This window comes from Maribacter sp. Hel_I_7 (assembly GCF_000688315.1).
GTDB lineage: Bacteria > Bacteroidota > Bacteroidia > Flavobacteriales > Flavobacteriaceae > Maribacter > Maribacter stanieri.
Map to the genome: position 1 here is coordinate 1,832,780 of NZ_JHZW01000002.1, position 19,562 is coordinate 1,852,341.

Consider the following 19,562-nt stretch of genomic DNA (forward strand, 5'->3'; position numbering starts at 1 on the left):
GTTATAAAATTCTTGTAGCCTTTACAAATGCTTGGTTCCAAAAGCCGTCTCTTAAAGATGATACGGTAACACCTCGAGATGTTGATGCGTGAATAAAAGTTATTTCGTCATTATCGGTACCTACAACCATACCTACATGGTTAATACGTTTAGAACCTCTGCTAGTTTTGAAAAACAATAGATCACCTTTTTCTACATTTTTAACCGTAACGCGATGCCCTTCTTCTGCCATGTGAAAAGAAGTTCTTGGTAGTTGAACATCATGCTCACCAAAGGAAACATAAAGCAAACCAGAACAATCCATTCCTTTTTTTGTGGTACCACCAAACTTATATCTAGTGCCAGAAAATGAAAGTGCTGTATTGATTATTTCGTCTGCCTTGGTATTTGTAAATGAGGTGTTGACAGTTCGTTCTTCTGTTCTGGTTGTTACTGTTGTATTACCTGTCCGTTCATTATTGGCAGCTGCAACAGAAATTTTTCGCTCCTTGTCAGAAGTACTATTTTTTTTAACGCCACAACTGGCTAAAAAACAAATAACAATAAAATATGGTAGTATGCGCATAAAAACAGAGTGTACCTTTTAGTACGTATAACCTCAAAATTATATAATTATTTTTTAAAATAATTAAACCTAAGAAGTTTTGGCATTTTTAATGATTAACGAAGCAGCTTTTGAACTTGCGCCAGAACCTCCTAATTTGGCAATAAGCTCCTCATAGGCATTTAGTTGTTTGGCTCTTGCTTCTCCTTTTAAAATTAAGTTCAGTTCTTTCTTTAAATTCTGTTTTGTAAAATCATCCTGAATTAGTTCCTTAACTACTTTTTTCTGCATTATTAGGTTCACTAAAGAGATATATTCTAAAGTGATGATTCGCTTTGCAATTTGATAAGAAATCCAATTTGCCTTATAGCAAACAACCTGTGGTACTTTAAAAAGAGCTGTTTCTAAAGTTGCCGTACCACTAGTAACTAATGCGGCAGTTGAAATAGTGAGCAGATCGTATGTTTTATTCTGAATGAATTTTACCTTGGCATCATTTAGAAATGTAGCGTAGAACTCTTTGTCTAAACTAGGAGCGCCGGCAATAACAAATTCATAATCAATAAAATCTTCAGTCAACGAAAGCATTAGGGTAAGCATTTTTTGCACCTCTTGTTTACGACTGCCTGGTAATAGTGCAATTATTGGTTTATTAGAATCCAGTCCATTGGCGGTCCTAAAAGAATGTTCAATTAATTCCGGTCTATTTGCAATTGCATCTAATAAGGGGTGACCAACAAAATTGACTGGGTAATTATGTTTCTTTTCGTAGAACTCTTTCTCAAATGGTAAAATCACATACATGTGGTCGACCGTCGCTTTAATTTTTTCTATTCTACCTTCTCTAGAAGCCCATATTTGAGGGGAGATATAATAATTAGTTTGGAAATTATGTTCCTTCGCCCACTTTGCAATACGTAAGTTAAATCCGGAATAATCTATAAATATAATTGCATCAGGTTTGAATGCAGCTATATCTTGTTTGCAAAATTTAATGTTTTTAAAAATGGAATTTATGTTTAAAATAACTTCTAAAAATCCCATGAAAGCTAACTCTTTGTAATGTTTTGCTAAGGTGCCGCCAGCTTGTTCCATTAAATCACCGCCCCAACATCTAATATTGGCATGTTCATCTTGTTTCTTCAGCGCCTTAATTAAATTAGACCCATGAAGATCGCCAGATGCTTCGCCCGCAATTATATAATATTTCATTTTAAAAGACTTTGTAGTAAAGTATTACAAATGCGGTTAAGATGGTAGCAATTAAAACACCCTTTGCCCTATGGTCTCTCTTAATTTTCAGGAAACCGAAAAAAGCAATGAGGTTTAGAATAGCACCTAAGGCTAAAAGACTGCCAACATGTTCTTGTGCTACAGCTGCTTTATAAGTTTCAGCAATACTTAATTCTGAGAATATAAGAATATATAACAAAGTGCCAATAGCATTGGCGATAATGCCTACTATAAAACCGATTAGGATTTCTTTTTTGGTATTCATTTAAATTTTTTATGCGTAATTATTGTAATCTATGAATGTGTTTTATTAAAAGTCCCACGTATTTAGTTCCTGAATTACGTGATGTGCGGTTAAATCGAATTGAGTTGGAACTACTGATATATACCCATTGGCTAACGCCCATTCATCGGTATCTTCACCTTTGTCCAATAACTCAAATTCACCTGTAAGCCAGTAATAATCTTTGCCCATTGGATTGGTGCGTTTATCAAACTTTTCTTTCCAGTTTGCCTTTGCTTGTCTACAAACTTTAATACCCTTAATTTCCTTTTTAAGAAGCTTAGGGATGTTTACGTTTAGTACAGTGCCTTTAGGAATACCGTTTTCCAAAGCTTGGGTAACTATAGTGTAAATATAGTCTTGTGCCTGCGTAAAATCTGCCTCCCAATTGTAATCGCATAAAGAAAAACCTATTGCGGGAATACCTTCAATACCTGCTTCAACCGCAGCACTCATGGTGCCGGAATAAATTACATTTATAGAAGAGTTAGATCCGTGGTTTATGCCGCTAACACAAATGTCTGGTCTTCTTGGCAATAGTTCTTGAAGTGCTAATTTCACACAATCTGCCGGTGTTCCACTACAGCTATATTCATCAATATTATCGCTGTCAAGGTCAATCTTCATTTTCTTAGAAAATAGGGCTGTATCTAGAGTAATGGCATGTCCCATACCAGATTGCGGACTATCTGGGGCCACCACGACCACGTCGCCTATTTTTTTCATAATAGAAATTAGCATTCGTAACCCTGGCGCAGTAATGCCGTCGTCATTTGTTACTAAGATTAATGGTTTTTCCATAACACATACTTTCTGTAGTAAAAATACGTTTTTAAATATGATAAGCCCGAAATGCCGTTTAACAAAAAATTAATTCTAAGCACAATAAATGGCATGGTTTTTTCTTTACCTTAGGGGTTTAAGTGGCTATTGCTGTCGCTAATAACCCTCAAATTCGGAGATATTGAAAAGGAAAGTAAAAGATAATTTTATGAAAAGAAATTTAGCCTACGTACTGTTATTAATGCTCGCAACAGTAGCATCGTGCAGTTTTACAAATAAAACTTTTGAAAATGACGACAAGGATAAGTTGTTGTTAGATTTAATTACATATGTTTTAGAAAAAGGACATTATGAGCCTAAAGTGCTTAATGATGATTTTTCTGTACATGTCTTTGAAGATTTTATTGACGTTATTGATCCTACTAAAAGATACTTTGTAGCGTCTGATATTGCTGAGTTTGAAAAGTATAAATATCAGATTGATGATGAAATTAAGAATACGGATATCACTTTCTTCAATATAGTATATGAAAGGTTGATGCAACGTATGGGCGATGCTAAGGATATTTATAAAGAAGTTTTAGAAACACCTTTTGATTATTCAGAAAACGAAAGCATTAGCATTAAATATGATGAAGAGCCTTTTGCTGCAGATAGAGAAGAGCTTAAAGAACGTTGGAGAAAACAATTGAAATATGCGACGTTAGGTACTTATGATTCTAAAATCTCCCATATGGAGAACAAAGAAATAGAAAGTACAGATGAGCATGATCATAATGCACATTCTCTTGAAGAAGCAGAAGAAGAATCTAGAAAATCTACTGAAACGACTTTAGATGAATTTTTTGATTTCGTTGATGATTTAGAACGTAAAGATTGGTTCGTACAATATATCAACACAATTGTAGATGAATTTGATCCGCATACATTTTACTTCGCACCAGAAGAAAAAGAGAAGTTTGATACCAGTATGTCTGGTAAATTTGAAGGAATTGGAGCAAAGCTTCAGAAAAAATCTGAAGGAGCAAAAATAGTTGAGATTATTTCTGGTGGTCCAGTGTGGAGAGATCAACGATTAGAAGTTGGTGATGAAATTATTAAAGTTGGTCAGAATGGAGAAGAGCCAATCAATATTATTGGTATGCGTTTAGATGATGCTATTAAATTGATAAAAGGAGCTCAAGGTACTATTGTTGACTTAACCGTTAGAAAAGTAGATGGTTCTTTAGATGTTGTCTCTTTAACAAGAGATGTTGTTGAATTAGAAGAGTCTTATGCTAAATCAGCCAATATTATAAAAGGCCAAGAGAAATTTGGGATTATAAACCTTCCAAAATTTTATGTTGATTTCAATGATTATAGTGAAAGAAATGCTGCAACGGATGTTGCTAAAGAAGTAGAGCGTTTAAAGGAAGAAGGCATGGAAGGGCTTATTCTTGATTTACGTGATAACGGAGGTGGATCTTTAAAGACTGTTGTTGAGATGGCAGGTTTGTTTATTAAAGACGGTCCAATAGTACAGGTACAGTCAAAAGATAAGGGCAAAGATGTCTATGATGATAAAGATGAGAGAATTCAATGGGACGGTCCTTTGGTTATTCTAGTAAACGAATTATCTGCGTCTGCTTCAGAGATTTTAGCAGCTGCAATGCAAGATTATAAAAGAGCTATTGTAATAGGTAGTAAGCAGACTTTTGGAAAAGGAACCGTACAGAACGTAATTCCTTTAAACAATATGCTACGTAGTAATGAGCATGGAGATTTAGGTGCTATAAAAATTACTACACAGAAGTTTTATAGAATTAACGGTGGTTCTACTCAGCTAGAAGGTGTTAAGAGTGATATTGTTGTGCCAGACAGGTATAGTTATATTGATTTGGGAGAAAGAGATCAGTCTAATCCATTAGGATGGGATAAGATTACTCCTGCAGATTATAAAGCTTGGGATGGTTATATTGACTATGAAAAAACCATTGCAGACAGTAAGAAAAGAATGGCTTCTAGTCAACAGATTAAGTTGATTGAAGAAAATGCAAAATGGTTAAAGGCAGAACAAGATGAAACCGAAATTTCATTAAACTTCGTGGTTTATAAAGAAGAAAAGGATAAGGATAAGGAACAGTCAGAATACTTTAAAAGATTGACTGATTATGATTCTAAACTTACATTTCAATCTTTGGGTTATGAAGAAGAGTTATTCACTAAAGATTCTGTACTTCGTGAAAAACGTAACAGATGGCATAAATTTCTAGCAAAAGATGTTTATGTTGAAGAAGCAGTAAACGTCTTAGAAGATTTGAAAATGAATAATATTAAGCAAGGTAAACTGGCTAGTGTTAAGAACTAGAATAAAAATTTAATTAAAAAACCGCTACATAATACATGTAGCGGTTTTTTTTGTTTTTGGGGAATACTTATTTTTAAATGTACTTGGCATACTTAGGCTTTCCAAATTCTGCCAAGTCGTTGATGGTGTTACGTATTTTTCTACTTTGAATATAAGTAACAAATAATAAGACAATACAAACTACAGCAGATGCACCGTTACCATCTTTAATAGCTAAATGGGCTATGGCACCTAAAGTATAATTCATAAAGAAGCCTGCATAGACCCATTCTAAAGACCAGTGAGATTTATTGGTAAAAATCATTAGCAATCCTATTGATTGACACACGCCTAATAGGTAGATAAGATAGACTGGATAACCGAGCTTTATAAATGTGGTTGAAACTACATCAAAATTTACAATAGAATTAATGATTGATCCAATAACCGCTGTTGCGAAAAGAGCTAATACAATATAATAAATTGATTTTTGAGAATTCATAATAAGTAGGTTTTATGTTATTATATCTCAAAAATAAATTCACCTATAAAATATTTAGGATTTCATAGGTGAATTGAAAATAGCTGTAGCTGAATGGAATTTTTCTTAAGACCAGCTAAAATATATTTAATTCAAAAGCTTGTCTGCATGTAATTGGCGAAGTTTAGCCAATTTAGGGTTAATAATCACTTGGCAATAACCCTGTTCTGAATTATTCTTGTAATAATCTTGGTGATCTGCTTCTGCATCATAAAAAATGCCTAATGCACTCAGTTCGGTTACAATAGGCTTTTCATACACCGCTTGCATCTCTTCTAAGACTACTGTAGCCTTTTTCTGTTGCGCTTCATTATGATGGTAAATGACAGAACGATATTGGGTTCCTGCATCCGCACCTTGTCGGTTTAGAGATGTAGGGTCGTGCGTTGTCATAAAAATGATAAGAATATCTTCATAAGAAATAATCGATGGGTCAAAAGAAACCTGTACCACCTCTGCGTGACCAGTTAATCCAGAACAAATTTCTCTGTATGTTGGTCTACCTGGGGCTTTACCTCCTGTATATCCAGAGATAACTTTATGAACGCCCCTTACTTCTTGGAATACCGCTTCGGTACACCAAAAACATCCACCACCAACGGTGACAATTTCTAAATTAGTACTAGCCATTGGATTCCTCCTTTTCTAATTGCATGGATTCTGAATTAATACAGTAGCGTAATCCGCTGGGTTCTGGACCATCAGGGAATATATGACCTAAATGGGCATCGCAAGTATTGCATAAAACTTCTACGCGTATCATACCAAATGAAACATCTTTATGGTATTTTATTGCATTTTCTTTAATAGGCTGTGTAAAACTTGGCCAACCGGTACCAGATTCAAATTTTATAGTAGAATCGAATAATGGCGTGCCACAACAAACACATTCATATTTTCCAGCTTCATGGGCGCTACATAGTGCGCCAGAATGTGGGGCTTCTGTACCTTTTTTTCGAGTAACTCTAAACTGTTCAGGGGTTAGAATTTCTTTCCATTCCTGTTCTGTTTTTTCAACTCTTCTATCAGGTTTAGGGTTACCATCTACTGAAAAATGAATTATATCTTTCCAAGTTAATATCATATTTTTCCTTTCGTTTAGACTTTAAATACCAGGTATATTGGTCGGTAAATTACCTAATATCTTACAAAATTACGGTAATTTTGGCGCATGGCATACCGTAAAAAAAATGGAACTGTTTATAGTGTTTTAATTCTAGTATGTGTAATTGGCTTTTGGTTATTTGAAAACTTTTATACTCCGGCTACTTATTCAAATAGTGATAAGGAACCAATCTCAAATGAATTCCCGAAAGAGCTGCTTCCGTCGTCAACTACTGGTGAAATTGTAAATCATGAATATTTTACATTGTCCTATAATGAACCATATGAACAGGCAGAGTGGGTGGCGTATACTCTTGACAAAAGTCACTTGACATATGATGATAGAAAGCGACCGTATTTTATAGAGGACCCATACGTTTCCTCTAAATCTGCAGATTGGCGTAATTATAAGGGATCTGGTTATGATCGTGGGCATTTAGTGCCTGCAGGTGACCGTAGGTTTTCATTGCAAGCATATAATGAAACTTTTTATACAAGTAATATAAGTCCGCAAGATAGAGAGTTCAATGCTGGTATATGGAACGATTTAGAGCAGCAAATAAGACGTTGGGCAAAAAAGTATGGTACGTTGTATATATTTACCGGTGGCGTGTTAGAAAGTGGATTAGAAGAGATCGGACAAGAAGATGTTGATGTGCCCGATGCTTTCTATAAGATTATTGCCCGTAAAAAGGGAGATAAGATATATACCCTGTCTTTTTTAATGCCGAATAAACCTCAATTTACATCTTTACGCAATTTCGTAGTGTCTGTTGATGAGATAGAAAAAGAAACTGGAATCGACTTTTTTGCCAAACTATCAGAAAAGCAACAAAGTGCTTTCGAAGGAAGTAAAAATACTACTGGCTGGAAATTTTAGAAACTTTCTTTCAATCGGTTGGTATCTAATCGCAAGAAGATAAAGAGTAAAATCGTAAAAAATAATAGTCCTGATCCACCGTAGCTGAAGAAAGGTAAAGGAATACCGATAGTTGGTAAAATACCGATTACCATACCAATGTTAATGAAATAGTGTATCAATAAAATAGAAATTACGCCGTAGCCATACATTCTGGCAAATGCATTTTTCTGTCGTTCCGCCAAGGATATCAATCGTAAGAATAAAACCGAAAATAATATTATTACTGTGGCAGTACCTAAGAATCCCCATTCTTCACCAACGGTACTGAAAATGTAATCTGTATGTTGTTCAGGTACAAAATCACCTTTTGTACGTGTGCCTTCAAGAAAACCTTTTCCAAAGAACCCACCAGATTCAATTGCTTTTTCAGATTGATAAGTATTATATCCAATAGATTTTCTTATCTGCTCTAATTTATTAGGGTCTTTTTCTAATCGTAGCCATAGTCCAAAACGGTCTCTATGTCGTTGTTCAAAAACATTATTGAATACAAAGTTCACCGATAAGGAGAATAGGATAACTGCTACACTGATTATGCTAAGAGGAATTACCGGTATTTTTAAAGTTTTACGTTTTGATGCGAATAAAATTATAATCAATAAAGCCAAACCAATAATTAGCCAAACAGTACCATACATTAGGGTGATGACAAATACGAGAATAAGGCTTAATAGGATTACTAAATAGAAAAGGGGTAATCCTTCTCTAAATATTACAAATATCATTGCAAAGAATACCAATGCACTACCTGGGTCTGGTTGTGGAATAATTAATATTGCAGGAATAAGTATTATTAAAAAAGCATAAAGTTGATCTTTTCTGCGCTTTATATCCGTTTGAATGTCACTGAGATATTTGGCGAGAGCTAGGGCAGTGGCCACCTTCGCTAACTCAGAAGGCTGTAGGTTAAAAAAACCTAGGTCGTACCAAGATGTAGCGCCAGCAATTGTTTTACCAAATACAAATAACCCAAGAAGGGATATCATGGATATTAGATAAAGCAAACTAGAAAAGCGTTCGTAAAAATTTACCTCAAGTGCCAAGATTATAACTATAGTAACTAGACTGACACCAATAAAGAATAATTGTTTGCCATATAAAGTGCCAAAATCAAAAATGGAACTATGTTCGTCAGTGAACGTACTTGAGTATATATTGATCCAGCCAATAAAAACAAGTGCAAAATAGATAAAGACACTTAGCCAATCAATTCTTTTTAAGATGCTTCTACCAGACACGCTCGTTAATTTTGAACTCTTCCCCACTGTAGGGTTTCGCGTATTCTGCCTCTAATGTTTTTTCTAGCATTCTTTTTTCAAGATCGGTTCTGGTGATTTCGCCTTTTAAATATTTCTCTATCATAAGAGTAGCGATATGACCAGCATATCTAGAACCGAAATAACCATTTTCAATATAAACGGCAATAGCAATTTTAGGATCGTCAACAGGTGCAAAAGCCACAAAAACCGAGTGATCTGTCAATTGAGTACGTACACCATCAATTTTGGTGAAATTTTCGGCAGTACCTGTTTTACCGGCAATTTCAATATCTGGTATTTGAAGCCAATAAGCTGTACCTCCTCTTTTTCGGTAAACATCTGCCATACCTTGAACAATAGGTTCAAAGTGTTTAGGATCTATAGTAGTGTGCTTAGCTTCCGTAAATTTAGGTTCTGTAATGTCCTTACCTTCAATTTTCTTAAGAATATGAGGTGTAAAGTAATGTCCTCTATTGGCAATTGCCGCTGTCATATTTGCCAGTTGCACAGGTGTAGCTAATATTTCTCCTTGTCCAATTGAATTTGAAATTATATAAGAAGAGCTCCATCTATTGTCACCATACCATTTATCATAATACTCTTTACTTGGTATACGTCCCTTTTGACCAAAAGGTAAATCATATCCAAGGTAATCTCCCAAGCCGAAACTCCGCATGTGTTTTTCCCAAACATCCATGCCTTCGTCGGTAGTTTCAAATTTTTCGTATATTTTTCTAAATGCTCCGGCAAAATAAGCATTACATGATTGGTATATACCTTGGTTCATATTGCGTAAACCACCGCCACAGTGACAACCTCTCTTTTTCTTGCCAACATAAAAACCATGATAGCACTGAATAGTGCTAGATTCGTCCAATACTCCTTCTTGTAATGCAATTAAAGCATTTAACGTTTTAAAAGGAGATCCTGGAGGTTGTTGTGCATGAATGGAGCGATCCCATGTAGGGTTTGCAATAGTATCGTTATAAAGCTTAGTGTAATTTTTTGACCGCTCACGCCCAACCAATAATGCAGGGTCATAGGTTGGTCCAGAAATCATAGAAAGAATCTCACCCGTAGCAGGCTCTATGGCTACAATGCCACCTCTTTTACCGTTCATTAATAATTCACCATATTCTTGCAATGTTTTGTCTATGGTGATGCTTATTTGTTTACCCTGTTCTGGTAAGGTGTCTATAGTTCCATTTTTATAGGGTCCAATATCTCGATTAAATCTATCTTTCTGTATGTACTGAACACCTTTTCTTCCTCTAAGTAAATCCTCATAATAACGTTCTACCCCGGTTCTACCTTTCAGTTCGCCTTGAACATAGTATTTGTTGACAGCTAAATCACCTTCGTTAACCTCACTAATGTAGCCAAGAACATTTGCTGCACTTGGGGTGTCGTAATAACGTAAAGATCTTTTCTGTATATAAAAACCTTTGTATTTACGCATTTTCTCCTGCAATTTGGCATAATCTTGCTTAGAGAGCTGAGGAACCAAAACAGAAGGAAGTCTAGGGGAATAAACTCTAGCTTTTCTTAATTTTTCAACAAATTTTTCTTTGTCAATACCAAGTAAACCGCAAAATTCTAAAGTATCTAAGGGTTTAACTTCTCTTGGTATAACCATGACATCATATGCGGGATCATTACCAACTAATAGATGACCATTTCTATCGTAAATATAGCCGCGTTCAGGATAGTCATAAATAGCTTTTATCGCCGGATCTTCTAAAACTTGCTCTGCAGAAAAGCTGAAAATTTGCAAATAGGATAGCCTTCCCAAAAAGGTAATTGCGATGACAACTATTATTAATGATAAAAGAATTTTTCTCATTCTTTTTTACTGCTGAATAACGTACTGAACAATATGCCCAAAATCAATGTAGATACACCCACTGTTAGTGTTTTTTGCAAAATTAACAAGCTGTTAGAAAAGCTGAAAATTTCTAAAGTGAAGTATACTAAGTGATGTATTATAATCAATAACGCTAAAAACGTGAATTGTTGTGCCTTAGTACTGTTGTTTAACTTAAAACTTTGAAATTCATAATTGACACCAAAGACAAAACGCATAATGGTTGGTCGTAGATAAGCTATGGTAACGGTAGCTGCCGCGTTTATGGCAAGTGTGTCAGAAAAAATATCTACGCATAGTCCTAAGAAAAAGCATAGAATAATAAAGGTAGTTCTATTTTGTTTGATAGGATACCAGTAAAGAAACAGAATATAAATCAACGGATTTATATAGCCGAAAAAATTTAGTTTATTGAATACTAGCACCTGCACTAGAACCAATAAAATAAATCGGAGCACAATTAAAAATGAAGTACTATTAATCATTGGCTTCTGTTTCTGCTTCTAATTCTAAAACTTCTTTTCGGTTTAAATTTCTAATGATGTAAATGTTACCAATATTGGTCATGTCATTGAATAGTTCTACATCAATAAAATAGAAACTTTTTGAGTTGTCTAAATCAAATCTTTTAATGGTGCCGATAGGAATGTTTTCCGGAAAAATACTACTCATGGCTCCTGTTACAATAGTGTCGCCAATAGTAAGCGGTACCAATCTTGGAATATCAATAAGTTGAACAACGTTATAATCTGTTGTATTTTCCCAAACTAAAGATCCAAAGTGATTAGAGTTTTTGATCTTGGCGTTGATGTTAGATTTGTCACTTAAAATACTTTGTACAGTAGAAAAATTATCTGATGTATTCTCAACAATACCTAAAATTCCTTTGTCGGTTATAACACCCATATCTTGAACTATACTATCATTCTTTCCTTTGTTGATAGTAATATAGTTACGTTGATCGGCATAACTGTTATTTATAACTCGACCCCTTACAACTTCGTAATCTACAGTAGTAGAGTCTATTTTTGAAGGAGAAAGTAATACGTTGTTGAATAGCTTATCTCTAAGTTTTTTATTTTCTTCAACAAGCTTGTTGTTCTCTTCTCTTAAGCTGAAATAAGAAGTTACATTGTCTGAAAAAGTATAAATGCTCCCAGTAATAAAATTAGAAGAATTTAAAAATTTAGATTGGTGGTATGAATGTGATTGAAAAGTAAAAATAAAGGATATTAATAACAGAAAAAGGTACAGTAAAAAAATCTTATACCTAATTAGAAAATTTATAATCTGCTGCATTCACCCCTAAATTTTTAAGATTAAATAAGTTGGTACAACCAACTTATTTAATCAATATACTCTTATAACGTTCTAGATTTTTAAGTGCAATACCTGTACCACGTACTACAGCGCGTAATGGATCTTCTGCAATATAAACAGGTAAGTCTGTTTTTTGAGACAATCTTCTATCTAAACCACGTAGCATAGAACCACCACCTGCAAGATAAATACCAGTATTATAAATGTCGGCAGCTAATTCTGGCGGAGTTTGAGATAATGTTTCCATCACGGCATCCTCAACACGTAAAATAGATTTATCTAAAGCTTTTGCAATTTCTCTATATGATATTTGAACTTGTTTTGGTTTTCCTGTCAACAAATCACGTCCTTGAACAGATTTCTCATCTGGCGGCGACTGTAAGTCTTCAGTTGCAGATCCTATTTCAATTTTAATTGCTTCTGCTGTACTTTCACCAACATATAGGTTGTGCTGTGTACGCATGTAATAAATGATGTCATTTGTAAATACATCACCCGCAATTTTTACCGATTTATCACAAACGATACCTCCTAAAGCTATAACTGCAATTTCAGTAGTACCACCACCTATATCAACAATCATATTACCTTTTGGTTGCATGATATCTAGACCAATACCTATAGCGGCAGCCATTGGTTCATGAATCAAGTATACCTCTTTACCGTTAACACGTTCGGCAGATTCTTTTACCGCACGCATTTCTACTTCGGTAATACCACTAGGAATACAAATTACCAAACGCAATGCAGGTGGAAACCATTTTTTCTTTAATGCCGGAATATTTTTAATGAACATCATCAACATCTTTTCAGATGCATCAAAATCTGCAATTACACCATCTTTCAAAGGTCTAATTGTTTTAATGTTCTCATGGGTCTTTCCTTGCATCATGTTGGCTTCTTTACCAACCGCAATGATTTTTCCACTAATTCTATCTCTGGCAACGATGGATGGGCTATCGACAACTACCTTGTCATTATGTATTATAAGGGTGTTCGCTGTACCTAAATCTATAGCTATTTCCTCGGTCAAGAAATCAAAAAATCCCATATGTGATGTTTAAATTTTAGATAAAAGGGTGTATTTCATCGACAAAAGTAATGAAATTAATGCTTGAAATGACGTGTACCCGTCATCACCATTGAAATTTTATGTTCGTTGCAATAATCAACACTTAATTGGTCTTTAATTGAGCCACCAGGTTGAATTACACTAGTGATGCCAGCTTTGTCTGCAATCTCCACACAGTCAGGGAAAGGGAAGAATGCATCGCTCGCCATTACAGAACCCTTAAGGTCAAAATTAAACGTTTGTGCTTTGTGTATTGCTTGGTTTAAAGCATCAACTCTACTGGTCTGTCCCGTACCGCTTGCGCATAGTTGTTTGTTCTTTGCAATAACAATCGTGTTCGATTTCGTGTGCTTACAAAGTTTAGAGGCAAAGATCAAATCTTCTAATTCTTGATCTGTAGGCTTCGTATTGGTCGCATTGGTAAGATCGTCAACTGTATCTGTTTTATGGTCTTTTTCTTGAAGAAGTATACCGTTTAGGCAAGTTCTTACTTGCATCTGTGGCATTTCAACTTCATTCTGAATTAGAATAATTCTATTTTTCTTTCCTTTTAGAATTTCTAAAGCTTCAGCGTTATAGCTTGGTGCAATTACCACTTCACAGAATAATTTATGAATTTCTTCGGCAGTAGCTTTGTCAATTTCTTTGTTGCTGATTAAAACACCTCCGAAAGCGGAAACTGGGTCTCCGGCTAAAGCATCTACGTAAGCTTGGTGCAAGGAATCGCGTTGTGCAAGTCCACAAGCATTGTTATGTTTTAGAATGGCAAAAGTTGGTTCGTCGTTTTTAAACTCAAGCATTAAGTTTACCGCAGCATCAACATCTAATAAATTATTATATGATAATTCCTTTCCATGTAATTTAGAGAACATAGCATCAAAATCTCCAAAAAAGAATCCTTTTTGATGTGGATTTTCTCCATAACGTAAAACCTTACCATGTGTTTCGCTAATTTTTAAGGCAGCGGTATCATGGTTTTTATTGAAGTAGTTGAAAATAGCAGTATCATAATGAGAAGAAACATTAAAAGATTTAGCAGCAAAACGTTTTCTGTCTTCTAGGCTAATGTTTCCATTATCTGCAGAAATTACTTCAAGAAAATCTGCATAGTCTTCCATTGAAGAAACACAGGTAACATCTTTAAAGTTTTTGGCAGCAGCGCGAATAAGTGAAATTCCGCCTATATCGATTTTTTCAATAATATCTTGTTCAGAAGCACCACTTGCAACCGTTTTTTCAAAAGGGTACAAATCAACAATAACGATATCTATTTGTGGAATTTCAAATTCGGCAAGTTGGGCAACATCACTTTCATTATCCTGTCTATTTAAAATACCGCCAAAAACTTTTGGGTGTAAAGTTTTTACTCTTCCGCCAAGAATAGAAGGGTAGCTGGTTACATCTTCTACAGGGACAACATCTATTCCTAAATCGGTTATGAATTTTTCTGTACCACCGGTAGAATAAATAGTGATTCCTAATTCTTGAAATTTCTTTACTATAGGCTCTAGCCCATCTTTATGGAAAACTGAAATTAAGGCTGAAGACGCTTTTTTTACACTGCTCATTGTATGATGCTTAAATGTTTTTAATAAGCAAGCAAAAGTAATTTTTTTGCAGCTACCAAATGAGCTAGTTTATCAACAAAAAGCCTAAAGTTTTAAAGAATTTTGGCTACTTCAAAATTTACGAATTCTAAAAAGCTCTCATCTGCCTTGGTAAATGGGTCTGGTGTATTAGAATCTATGTCTATTTGACCAATGTTTTCGCCGTTTACAAACAACGGAACTACAATTTCTGCTTTAACGGTAATACTACATGCAATATAATTGTCTTGAGCCTGAACATCTGGCACAACAAAATTTTCGTTGCTTTCTGCTACTTGACCACAAATACCTTTTCCGAACGGAATAATGGTATGATCTGTTGGTGCACCTGCGTACTGACCTAGTTTTAGCTCGCGCTTGTCACCATTCTTAAAGTAAAACCCTACCCAGTCGTAATGAGGTACTTCGGCTTTTAAAAGCTCACAAATCTCTTGCATTTTGGCATCTGCAGTGTTGTTTGAATCTATAATAGAACTTACTTGTGGACGAAGTGCTTCTAACATAATTTTTTTTTGCAAAAGTAAGAATTGTTCATATTTGGTAGTGTTATCAATCTTATAAAAATAAAAAAGAGGATGTTTTTAAAACATCCTCTTTTTAAAATTTAATATTGTCTGTTAAACTTATGGTTGAATTTTAACGTCAAATTCAATAAAATCATTATTATTAAAACCTGGTTCAATGGCAGTAATTTTTATTAAACCTTTTTTACCGTAGTTGTCAACGAACTCTACTACATCTCCAACGCTTAGATTTGTAATTTTTTGAGCATCAGAGCTAGCAATAAAGTTTAATTCACCATTTAAAGTGATTGCGTCAAATGCAGCAGCGTCTATTGTTGTTGAGCTAGCAAAGAACATTTGGTTCAATGTTTCTGTTTCAGAGTTTTCTTCGTCTACGCCAGGCTCAAGTCCATCTACAGCAAATCCAAAAGATGCATCATATTGTTCGGTAGACGCAAAAGAAGCATTGTCACCGGCTGAATCACCAGAAGCACCATAATAGTAACCAAAATCCCAGAATGCTCTAAATTCAGGTCCAACATTAATTCTATAAACGGTTTCGTTCAATAGGGAAAAGAAAGATTCTGTTGTTCCATCTTGTGCTGGAGCAAATAATTTAATATCTGTAAATTCTCTAACTGCAGCAGCAGGGTTAGTACCTGTACCAACTGTTACTGTAATTTGACCAGCTCCAAGAGCTAATCTTTTAGTGACATCTCTAAAGTCGCCTTTACCGGTTGTAGTCCAAAAAGTGTAAACAATTTCTCCGTTATCGATATCTGGAACTGGGAGAGGGAAAGAAAAATCAATTTCTTTTTTTGTAGCACCATCTAAATCAATAGAACCATCAGCTTTTAAAGCTTTAGTTAAATCATCACTTACCAAATCAAAAGAACTAAAAGGCATTTCTCCTTGTCCTAAATAATTTTGAGTAATGTACATTCTACGTTGGGTAGTAGCGTCTGATGTAAAAATAACCCTACCAGTAACGGTTGTACCTGCTTCTCCGCTTGCAGAAGCTGTTGTAATATTTGAAGAAGGGACAGCTTCGTTAAAAACTATGGTAGCCACTTCAGGTTCCTCTGTTTCATCACCACCATCTTCTCCACCTGTATTGTCAGGAATTGGTGTGTCAAAAACTGAACCGTCGTCAGAGCTACAACCACCTATAAAAAGAGCGATAGTACATATTAGAAACGTGTATTTTAAATGTTTTTTCATGTTTTTTTAAATTTAATAATTAGTGTTTAAAATGGTTAATGATAGTTAACTGTTAAAATGTGTTACTCCTTTAACTTGAAAACAGCAATTATCGTATACTAAGAATCCTGTTTTTTGAACAAGTATGAGAGAATTTTAGTTAATCGCGCCAATGTTTCGTTAAAGAAATGATATTTAGGATTTTAAATATCGATTTTTTTGTAATAATGAAAAATTCACTCCATAAACTTTTTTCTATAACAATGGCTTTGCTATTGTTGCTGTCCACCATTTCGTGGACGGTAGAGAAACATTTATGTATGGGGCGGGTATTGGATATTGCCTTGTTCAACGCTGCAAAAGATTGTGGTATGGATGCCGGTTTGGCGTTGTTGGATGATTCTTCGCAACTCATAAAACATTGTTGTGATGATGAATCTTTTACCATGCAAGGTCAAGATGATTTAAGCCATGACATTTTTAATTTAGATTTTTCTCAACAAGTCTTCTTAATTTCTTTTACAACTTCTTATTTAAACTTATTTCAAGAGTCTACAGATAAGGTAATTGTTTTTGATTCTTATCCGCCGCCTATATTGGCAGAGGATTTGAACATACTGCACCAAGTTTTTTTGATTTGATTTAAAACGTGTTATACGTCGCTTTTTTGCGTTCACACATTTTTTAATCAAATCTAATATTCAATGAAAAATTTTACTTGGCTTTTAGCCATTATCCTATTTGGGATACAATATTGTGAGGCACAAGGTCCTCCTATTACTGCCGATAAACCAATTATGTTGGGTGGCGGTAGCTTTACTGCAAAAACCTTAACAGAGATACGGCATACGGAAAGAGGTGATTTTACCTATGTTCCGGTAATGCTACATTATTTGCCAACTTCTAATTCTTTGGTGGCAATACATTTACCTTATATAAATTATGATATCGAAAACGGACCAAGTGGTAGCAGTTTAGCGGATATTAAAATAATGGGTAAATATCAATTCTTTAGAAAAGACGGTACTGGTAAGACCTTTAGAATGGTTGCGAAAACACTTCAGACATTGCCTACTGGTAGGGAACTAGATGTAATGGATTTAAGTACGGGCAAATATGCAGGGTATTATGGTATTGTTGCAGGTTACGAATCGCTCAAATATGGTATTTCTAACGAACTAGGCTATAATTGGGTGCCCGATGGTAGCTTGGATGCGTTGACCCATAAAATTGGTTTTGGTCTTCCATTGTTAAAGCCACAGTATCCTAATAAACAAATCAATCTGTATTTTGAATATACCAACTCTTGGCTGGTAGAGCGTGATTGGTATCAATTGTTGTACGCACAAGGTATACAGTATGCAAGAAAGAATGTTACGTTCGACTTAGCTGTACAGGTGCCTTTGGTAAACGATATTGAAGCAGGTCGTAAATTAAACTATAGCCTGTTTTTAGGTTCTAGATATTCATTTTAATAAAAATTTTTAAAACATAAAATAATGAAAAAATCAATAATTATATCGGCGTTACTAACGCTAATGGTTGTCTTTAGTGCGGTTGCACAAGATGGTAAGGATAAGTTTATGGTGCAGGTAGATGGTCTAGGCTGTCCGTTTTGTGCATATGGACTTGAGAAGAAGTTCAAAGAGTTTAAAGGCATTAAGAATGTGAAAATAGATATTGAAACAGGAGACTTTAGTTTTTCTTATCCAGCGGAAAAAGCATTAACACTAGCTGATGTAGAGAAGCAAGTTGAAAAAGCGGGTTACACACCTATTACAGCAAAAGTTGAGCGTTCCAATGGTGAAATTGAAGAATCATCTGCGAGTGAAATGACTAAAAAGTCTGAAGGAACGGTGAGTAAAAATGTAATGGTAGCCGGTAATTGTGCTATGTGTGAGGCTAGAATAACCAAAGCTGCAGAATCTGTGCAAGGTGTATCCGCCGTTTCTTGGGATAAGGATACCAAAATCATGAAGGTTTCATTTGATGCGGGATTAACTTCTCTTGAAAAAATTGAAAAGCAAGTTGCGGTTGCAGGTCATGATACCAAAAATCATCAAGCACATACCGACGATTATGGAAATCTACCAGCATGTTGTAAGTACGAACGTTTAAGCTATAAATAATGAGAAAAAGTATATGTATACTCATCGTTTTAGTCTTTGCGTCTGCTTGTAAAGAAAAAGCACCTGTTCCTAAAGAGTGGGTGTTGTCTAGAACTCTTCAGTTAGATGGCGTGAATCCTATTGGGTTAACTCAGGTAAATGGAGCTATTTGGCTTTCAGATGGCGACCACAACCGTTTGGTGAAAATTGATACAGAAGGCAAAATCACGGAAACTGTAGATTCATTAGACAGACCAATGCATATTGATGCTATAAAGGAGACAATTTTTATTCCTCAATATGGGAAAGATGTTATTGAAACAGTTGATAAAAAAGGGAGGTTCATAATGCAGGTTTCAGATTCATTGGATGCACCTGCGGGAGTTTCTGTTTTTGAAAATGAACGGGCAATTGCAGATTTCTACAATAATCGGATTCTCTATTTTGATGGTGCAAGCTGGATTTCCTTTGGTAAAGAAGGAAAAGCAGAAGGGGAGTTTTATTATCCTACAGATGTACAGATTACCACGGATAAGATTTGGGTAGCAGATGCCTATAATAATCGAGTACAAGTGTTCGATAAAAAAGGCGGTTTTCTTCAAATGATGGGTCAAAATCAAAAGATGAATGCGGCAACAGGGATTTTTGTTTCGGTTGATGAAGTGTTTGTAACTGATTTTGAAAACAACCGTGTTTTGGTTTTTAATATGACTGGTGAGTTGCTACAGGTGTTAAAAGACCAGATAGAAAAACCAACGGATATGATGGTCAAGGACGATATGCTGTATGTAATTAATTATAGAAACGGCAAGCTTAATATTTTTGATAAACAGCCGATTGTTGTGAAGGATTAAAAGGTCAAATAGGATATCTAATTAGGTGTTCAGATTTAT

21 protein-coding genes are annotated in these 19,562 nt (G+C 34.9%); 6 read left to right on the forward strand and 15 right to left on the reverse strand.

The annotated features are described in order from the left end of the window. Nucleotide 1: 1 nt before the first annotated feature. The 4 genes from P178_RS0109480 to surE all read right to left on the reverse strand — a co-directional run bounded on the left by P178_RS0109480 (nt 2) and on the right by surE (nt 2,861). On the reverse strand, nt 2-565 hold the full coding sequence (locus tag P178_RS0109480; RefSeq protein WP_036145995.1) for a C40 family peptidase: 564 nt from the start codon (nt 563-565) through the stop codon (nt 2-4). Nucleotides 566-634: 69 nt separating this feature from the next. Beyond that, the gene (gene lpxB, locus P178_RS0109485; protein ID WP_027066011.1) at nt 635-1,756 is read right to left on the reverse strand and encodes a lipid-A-disaccharide synthase; all 1,122 of its coding nucleotides are present in this window, start codon (nt 1,754-1,756) and stop codon (nt 635-637) included. Between the two features lies 1 nt (nt 1,757). After that, the gene (locus tag P178_RS0109490; RefSeq protein ID WP_027066012.1) at nt 1,758-2,042 is read right to left on the reverse strand and encodes a hypothetical protein; all 285 of its coding nucleotides are present in this window, start codon (nt 2,040-2,042) and stop codon (nt 1,758-1,760) included. A gap of 45 nt (nt 2,043-2,087) precedes the next feature. Further along, on the reverse strand, nt 2,088-2,861 hold the full coding sequence (gene surE, locus P178_RS0109495) for a 5'/3'-nucleotidase SurE (RefSeq protein WP_027066013.1): 774 nt from the start codon (nt 2,859-2,861) through the stop codon (nt 2,088-2,090). A gap of 190 nt (nt 2,862-3,051) precedes the next feature. On the opposite strand from surE, the gene P178_RS0109500 reads away from it, so the two are divergent. After that, nucleotides 3,052-5,190 (forward strand): carboxy terminal-processing peptidase, encoded by a 2,139-nt coding sequence (locus P178_RS0109500; protein WP_027066014.1) that lies wholly within the window; start codon nt 3,052-3,054, stop codon nt 5,188-5,190. 73 nt (nt 5,191-5,263) lie between these two features. Here P178_RS0109500 and P178_RS22615 read toward each other — a convergent pair whose 3' ends face one another. The 3 genes from P178_RS22615 to msrB form a co-directional block, all read right to left on the reverse strand. Beyond that, nucleotides 5,264-5,671, reverse strand: a complete 408-nt coding sequence (locus tag P178_RS22615; RefSeq protein ID WP_051638215.1) for a DoxX family protein — start codon at nt 5,669-5,671, stop codon at nt 5,264-5,266. Between the two features lie 126 nt (nt 5,672-5,797). Beyond that, nucleotides 5,798-6,340 (reverse strand): peptide-methionine (S)-S-oxide reductase MsrA, encoded by a 543-nt coding sequence (msrA, locus tag P178_RS0109510; RefSeq protein ID WP_027066015.1) that lies wholly within the window; start codon nt 6,338-6,340, stop codon nt 5,798-5,800. Further along, nucleotides 6,333-6,791 (reverse strand): peptide-methionine (R)-S-oxide reductase MsrB, encoded by a 459-nt coding sequence (msrB, locus tag P178_RS0109515; protein ID WP_027066016.1) that lies wholly within the window; start codon nt 6,789-6,791, stop codon nt 6,333-6,335. Before msrB ends, msrA begins: the two co-directional genes overlap by 8 nt. 90 nt (nt 6,792-6,881) lie before the next feature. Between msrB and P178_RS0109520 the strand changes: the two genes are divergently transcribed. Next, nucleotides 6,882-7,694: a DNA/RNA non-specific endonuclease gene (locus P178_RS0109520; RefSeq protein WP_027066017.1), complete on the forward strand. Its 813-nt coding sequence runs from the start codon at nt 6,882-6,884 to the stop codon at nt 7,692-7,694. Here the strand turns inward: P178_RS0109520 and rodA are convergent. The 8 genes from rodA to P178_RS21710 all read right to left on the reverse strand — a co-directional run bounded on the left by rodA (nt 7,691) and on the right by P178_RS21710 (nt 16,582). Continuing rightward, entirely contained in the window at nt 7,691-8,974 is a 1,284-nt protein-coding gene (gene rodA, locus P178_RS0109525; protein ID WP_027066018.1) for a rod shape-determining protein RodA, read from the reverse strand. The two genes, P178_RS0109520 and rodA, sit on opposite strands and share 4 nt — an antisense overlap. Continuing rightward, on the reverse strand, nt 8,964-10,838 hold the full coding sequence (gene mrdA / locus P178_RS0109530) for a penicillin-binding protein 2 (protein WP_027066019.1): 1,875 nt from the start codon (nt 10,836-10,838) through the stop codon (nt 8,964-8,966). Before mrdA ends, rodA begins: the two co-directional genes overlap by 11 nt. Further along, on the reverse strand, nt 10,835-11,344 hold the full coding sequence (gene mreD / locus P178_RS0109535; protein WP_027066020.1) for a rod shape-determining protein MreD: 510 nt from the start codon (nt 11,342-11,344) through the stop codon (nt 10,835-10,837). Before mreD ends, mrdA begins: the two co-directional genes overlap by 4 nt. Continuing rightward, nucleotides 11,337-12,158 carry a rod shape-determining protein MreC gene (gene mreC / locus P178_RS0109540; protein ID WP_027066021.1) on the reverse strand — a complete coding sequence of 274 codons (822 nt, stop codon included), beginning with the start codon at nt 12,156-12,158 and terminating at the stop codon, nt 11,337-11,339. Before mreC ends, mreD begins: the two co-directional genes overlap by 8 nt. Before the next feature lie 43 nt (nt 12,159-12,201). Then, nucleotides 12,202-13,230, reverse strand: coding sequence for a rod shape-determining protein (locus tag P178_RS0109545; RefSeq protein WP_027066022.1), 1,029 nt, complete (start codon nt 13,228-13,230; stop codon nt 12,202-12,204). A 56-nt stretch (nt 13,231-13,286) separates the two neighbouring features. Then, nucleotides 13,287-14,819 carry a bifunctional phosphoribosylaminoimidazolecarboxamide formyltransferase/IMP cyclohydrolase gene (gene purH, locus P178_RS0109550; protein WP_027066023.1) on the reverse strand — a complete coding sequence of 511 codons (1,533 nt, stop codon included), beginning with the start codon at nt 14,817-14,819 and terminating at the stop codon, nt 13,287-13,289. A gap of 92 nt (nt 14,820-14,911) precedes the next feature. Then, complete coding sequence (locus P178_RS0109555; protein WP_027066024.1) at nt 14,912-15,361, reverse strand: GAF domain-containing protein; 450 nt, start codon at nt 15,359-15,361, stop codon at nt 14,912-14,914. Between the two features lie 120 nt (nt 15,362-15,481). Continuing rightward, complete coding sequence (locus P178_RS21710) at nt 15,482-16,582, reverse strand: hypothetical protein (RefSeq protein ID WP_051638216.1); 1,101 nt, start codon at nt 16,580-16,582, stop codon at nt 15,482-15,484. Between the two features lie 206 nt (nt 16,583-16,788). Between P178_RS21710 and P178_RS0109565 the strand changes: the two genes are divergently transcribed. The 4 genes from P178_RS0109565 (at nt 16,789) to P178_RS0109580 (ending at nt 19,523) form a co-directional block, all read left to right on the forward strand. Further along, on the forward strand, nt 16,789-17,202 hold the full coding sequence (locus P178_RS0109565) for an HYC_CC_PP family protein (protein ID WP_231500523.1): 414 nt from the start codon (nt 16,789-16,791) through the stop codon (nt 17,200-17,202). A 63-nt stretch (nt 17,203-17,265) separates the two neighbouring features. After that, entirely contained in the window at nt 17,266-18,036 is a 771-nt protein-coding gene (locus P178_RS0109570) for a hypothetical protein (protein WP_027066026.1), read from the forward strand. A 24-nt stretch (nt 18,037-18,060) separates the two neighbouring features. Further along, complete coding sequence (locus P178_RS0109575) at nt 18,061-18,690, forward strand: heavy-metal-associated domain-containing protein (protein WP_036145999.1); 630 nt, start codon at nt 18,061-18,063, stop codon at nt 18,688-18,690. Continuing rightward, on the forward strand, nt 18,690-19,523 hold the full coding sequence (locus P178_RS0109580; protein ID WP_027066028.1) for an NHL repeat-containing protein: 834 nt from the start codon (nt 18,690-18,692) through the stop codon (nt 19,521-19,523). Before P178_RS0109575 ends, P178_RS0109580 begins: the two co-directional genes overlap by 1 nt. The last annotated feature ends 39 nt before the right edge of the window (nt 19,524-19,562 follow it).

Bases quoted from the DNA above. Each gene is read 5' to 3' on its own strand.
- P178_RS0109480 (WP_036145995.1), bottom strand. From the start codon at position 565: ATGCGCATACTACCATATTTTATTGTTATTTGTTTTTTAGCCAGTTGT.
- lpxB (WP_027066011.1), bottom strand. From the start codon at position 1,756: ATGAAATATTATATAATTGCGGGCGAAGCATCTGGCGATCTTCATGGG.
- P178_RS0109490 (WP_027066012.1), bottom strand. From the start codon at position 2,042: ATGAATACCAAAAAAGAAATCCTAATCGGTTTTATAGTAGGCATTATC.
- surE (WP_027066013.1), bottom strand. From the start codon at position 2,861: ATGGAAAAACCATTAATCTTAGTAACAAATGACGACGGCATTACTGCG.
- P178_RS0109500 (WP_027066014.1), top strand. From the start codon at position 3,052: ATGAAAAGAAATTTAGCCTACGTACTGTTATTAATGCTCGCAACAGTA.
- P178_RS22615 (WP_051638215.1), bottom strand. From the start codon at position 5,671: ATGAATTCTCAAAAATCAATTTATTATATTGTATTAGCTCTTTTCGCA.
- msrA (WP_027066015.1), bottom strand. From the start codon at position 6,340: ATGGCTAGTACTAATTTAGAAATTGTCACCGTTGGTGGTGGATGTTTT.
- P178_RS0109520 (WP_027066017.1), top strand. From the start codon at position 6,882: ATGGCATACCGTAAAAAAAATGGAACTGTTTATAGTGTTTTAATTCTA.
- mrdA (WP_027066019.1), bottom strand. From the start codon at position 10,838: ATGAGAAAAATTCTTTTATCATTAATAATAGTTGTCATCGCAATTACC.
- mreD (WP_027066020.1), bottom strand. From the start codon at position 11,344: ATGATTAATAGTACTTCATTTTTAATTGTGCTCCGATTTATTTTATTG.
- mreC (WP_027066021.1), bottom strand. From the start codon at position 12,158: ATGCAGCAGATTATAAATTTTCTAATTAGGTATAAGATTTTTTTACTG.
- P178_RS0109545 (WP_027066022.1), bottom strand. From the start codon at position 13,230: ATGGGATTTTTTGATTTCTTGACCGAGGAAATAGCTATAGATTTAGGT.
- purH (WP_027066023.1), bottom strand. From the start codon at position 14,819: ATGAGCAGTGTAAAAAAAGCGTCTTCAGCCTTAATTTCAGTTTTCCAT.
- P178_RS0109555 (WP_027066024.1), bottom strand. From the start codon at position 15,361: ATGTTAGAAGCACTTCGTCCACAAGTAAGTTCTATTATAGATTCAAAC.
- P178_RS21710 (WP_051638216.1), bottom strand. From the start codon at position 16,582: ATGAAAAAACATTTAAAATACACGTTTCTAATATGTACTATCGCTCTT.
- P178_RS0109565 (WP_231500523.1), top strand. From the start codon at position 16,789: ATGAAAAATTCACTCCATAAACTTTTTTCTATAACAATGGCTTTGCTA.
- P178_RS0109570 (WP_027066026.1), top strand. From the start codon at position 17,266: ATGAAAAATTTTACTTGGCTTTTAGCCATTATCCTATTTGGGATACAA.
- P178_RS0109575 (WP_036145999.1), top strand. From the start codon at position 18,061: ATGAAAAAATCAATAATTATATCGGCGTTACTAACGCTAATGGTTGTC.
- P178_RS0109580 (WP_027066028.1), top strand. From the start codon at position 18,690: ATGAGAAAAAGTATATGTATACTCATCGTTTTAGTCTTTGCGTCTGCT.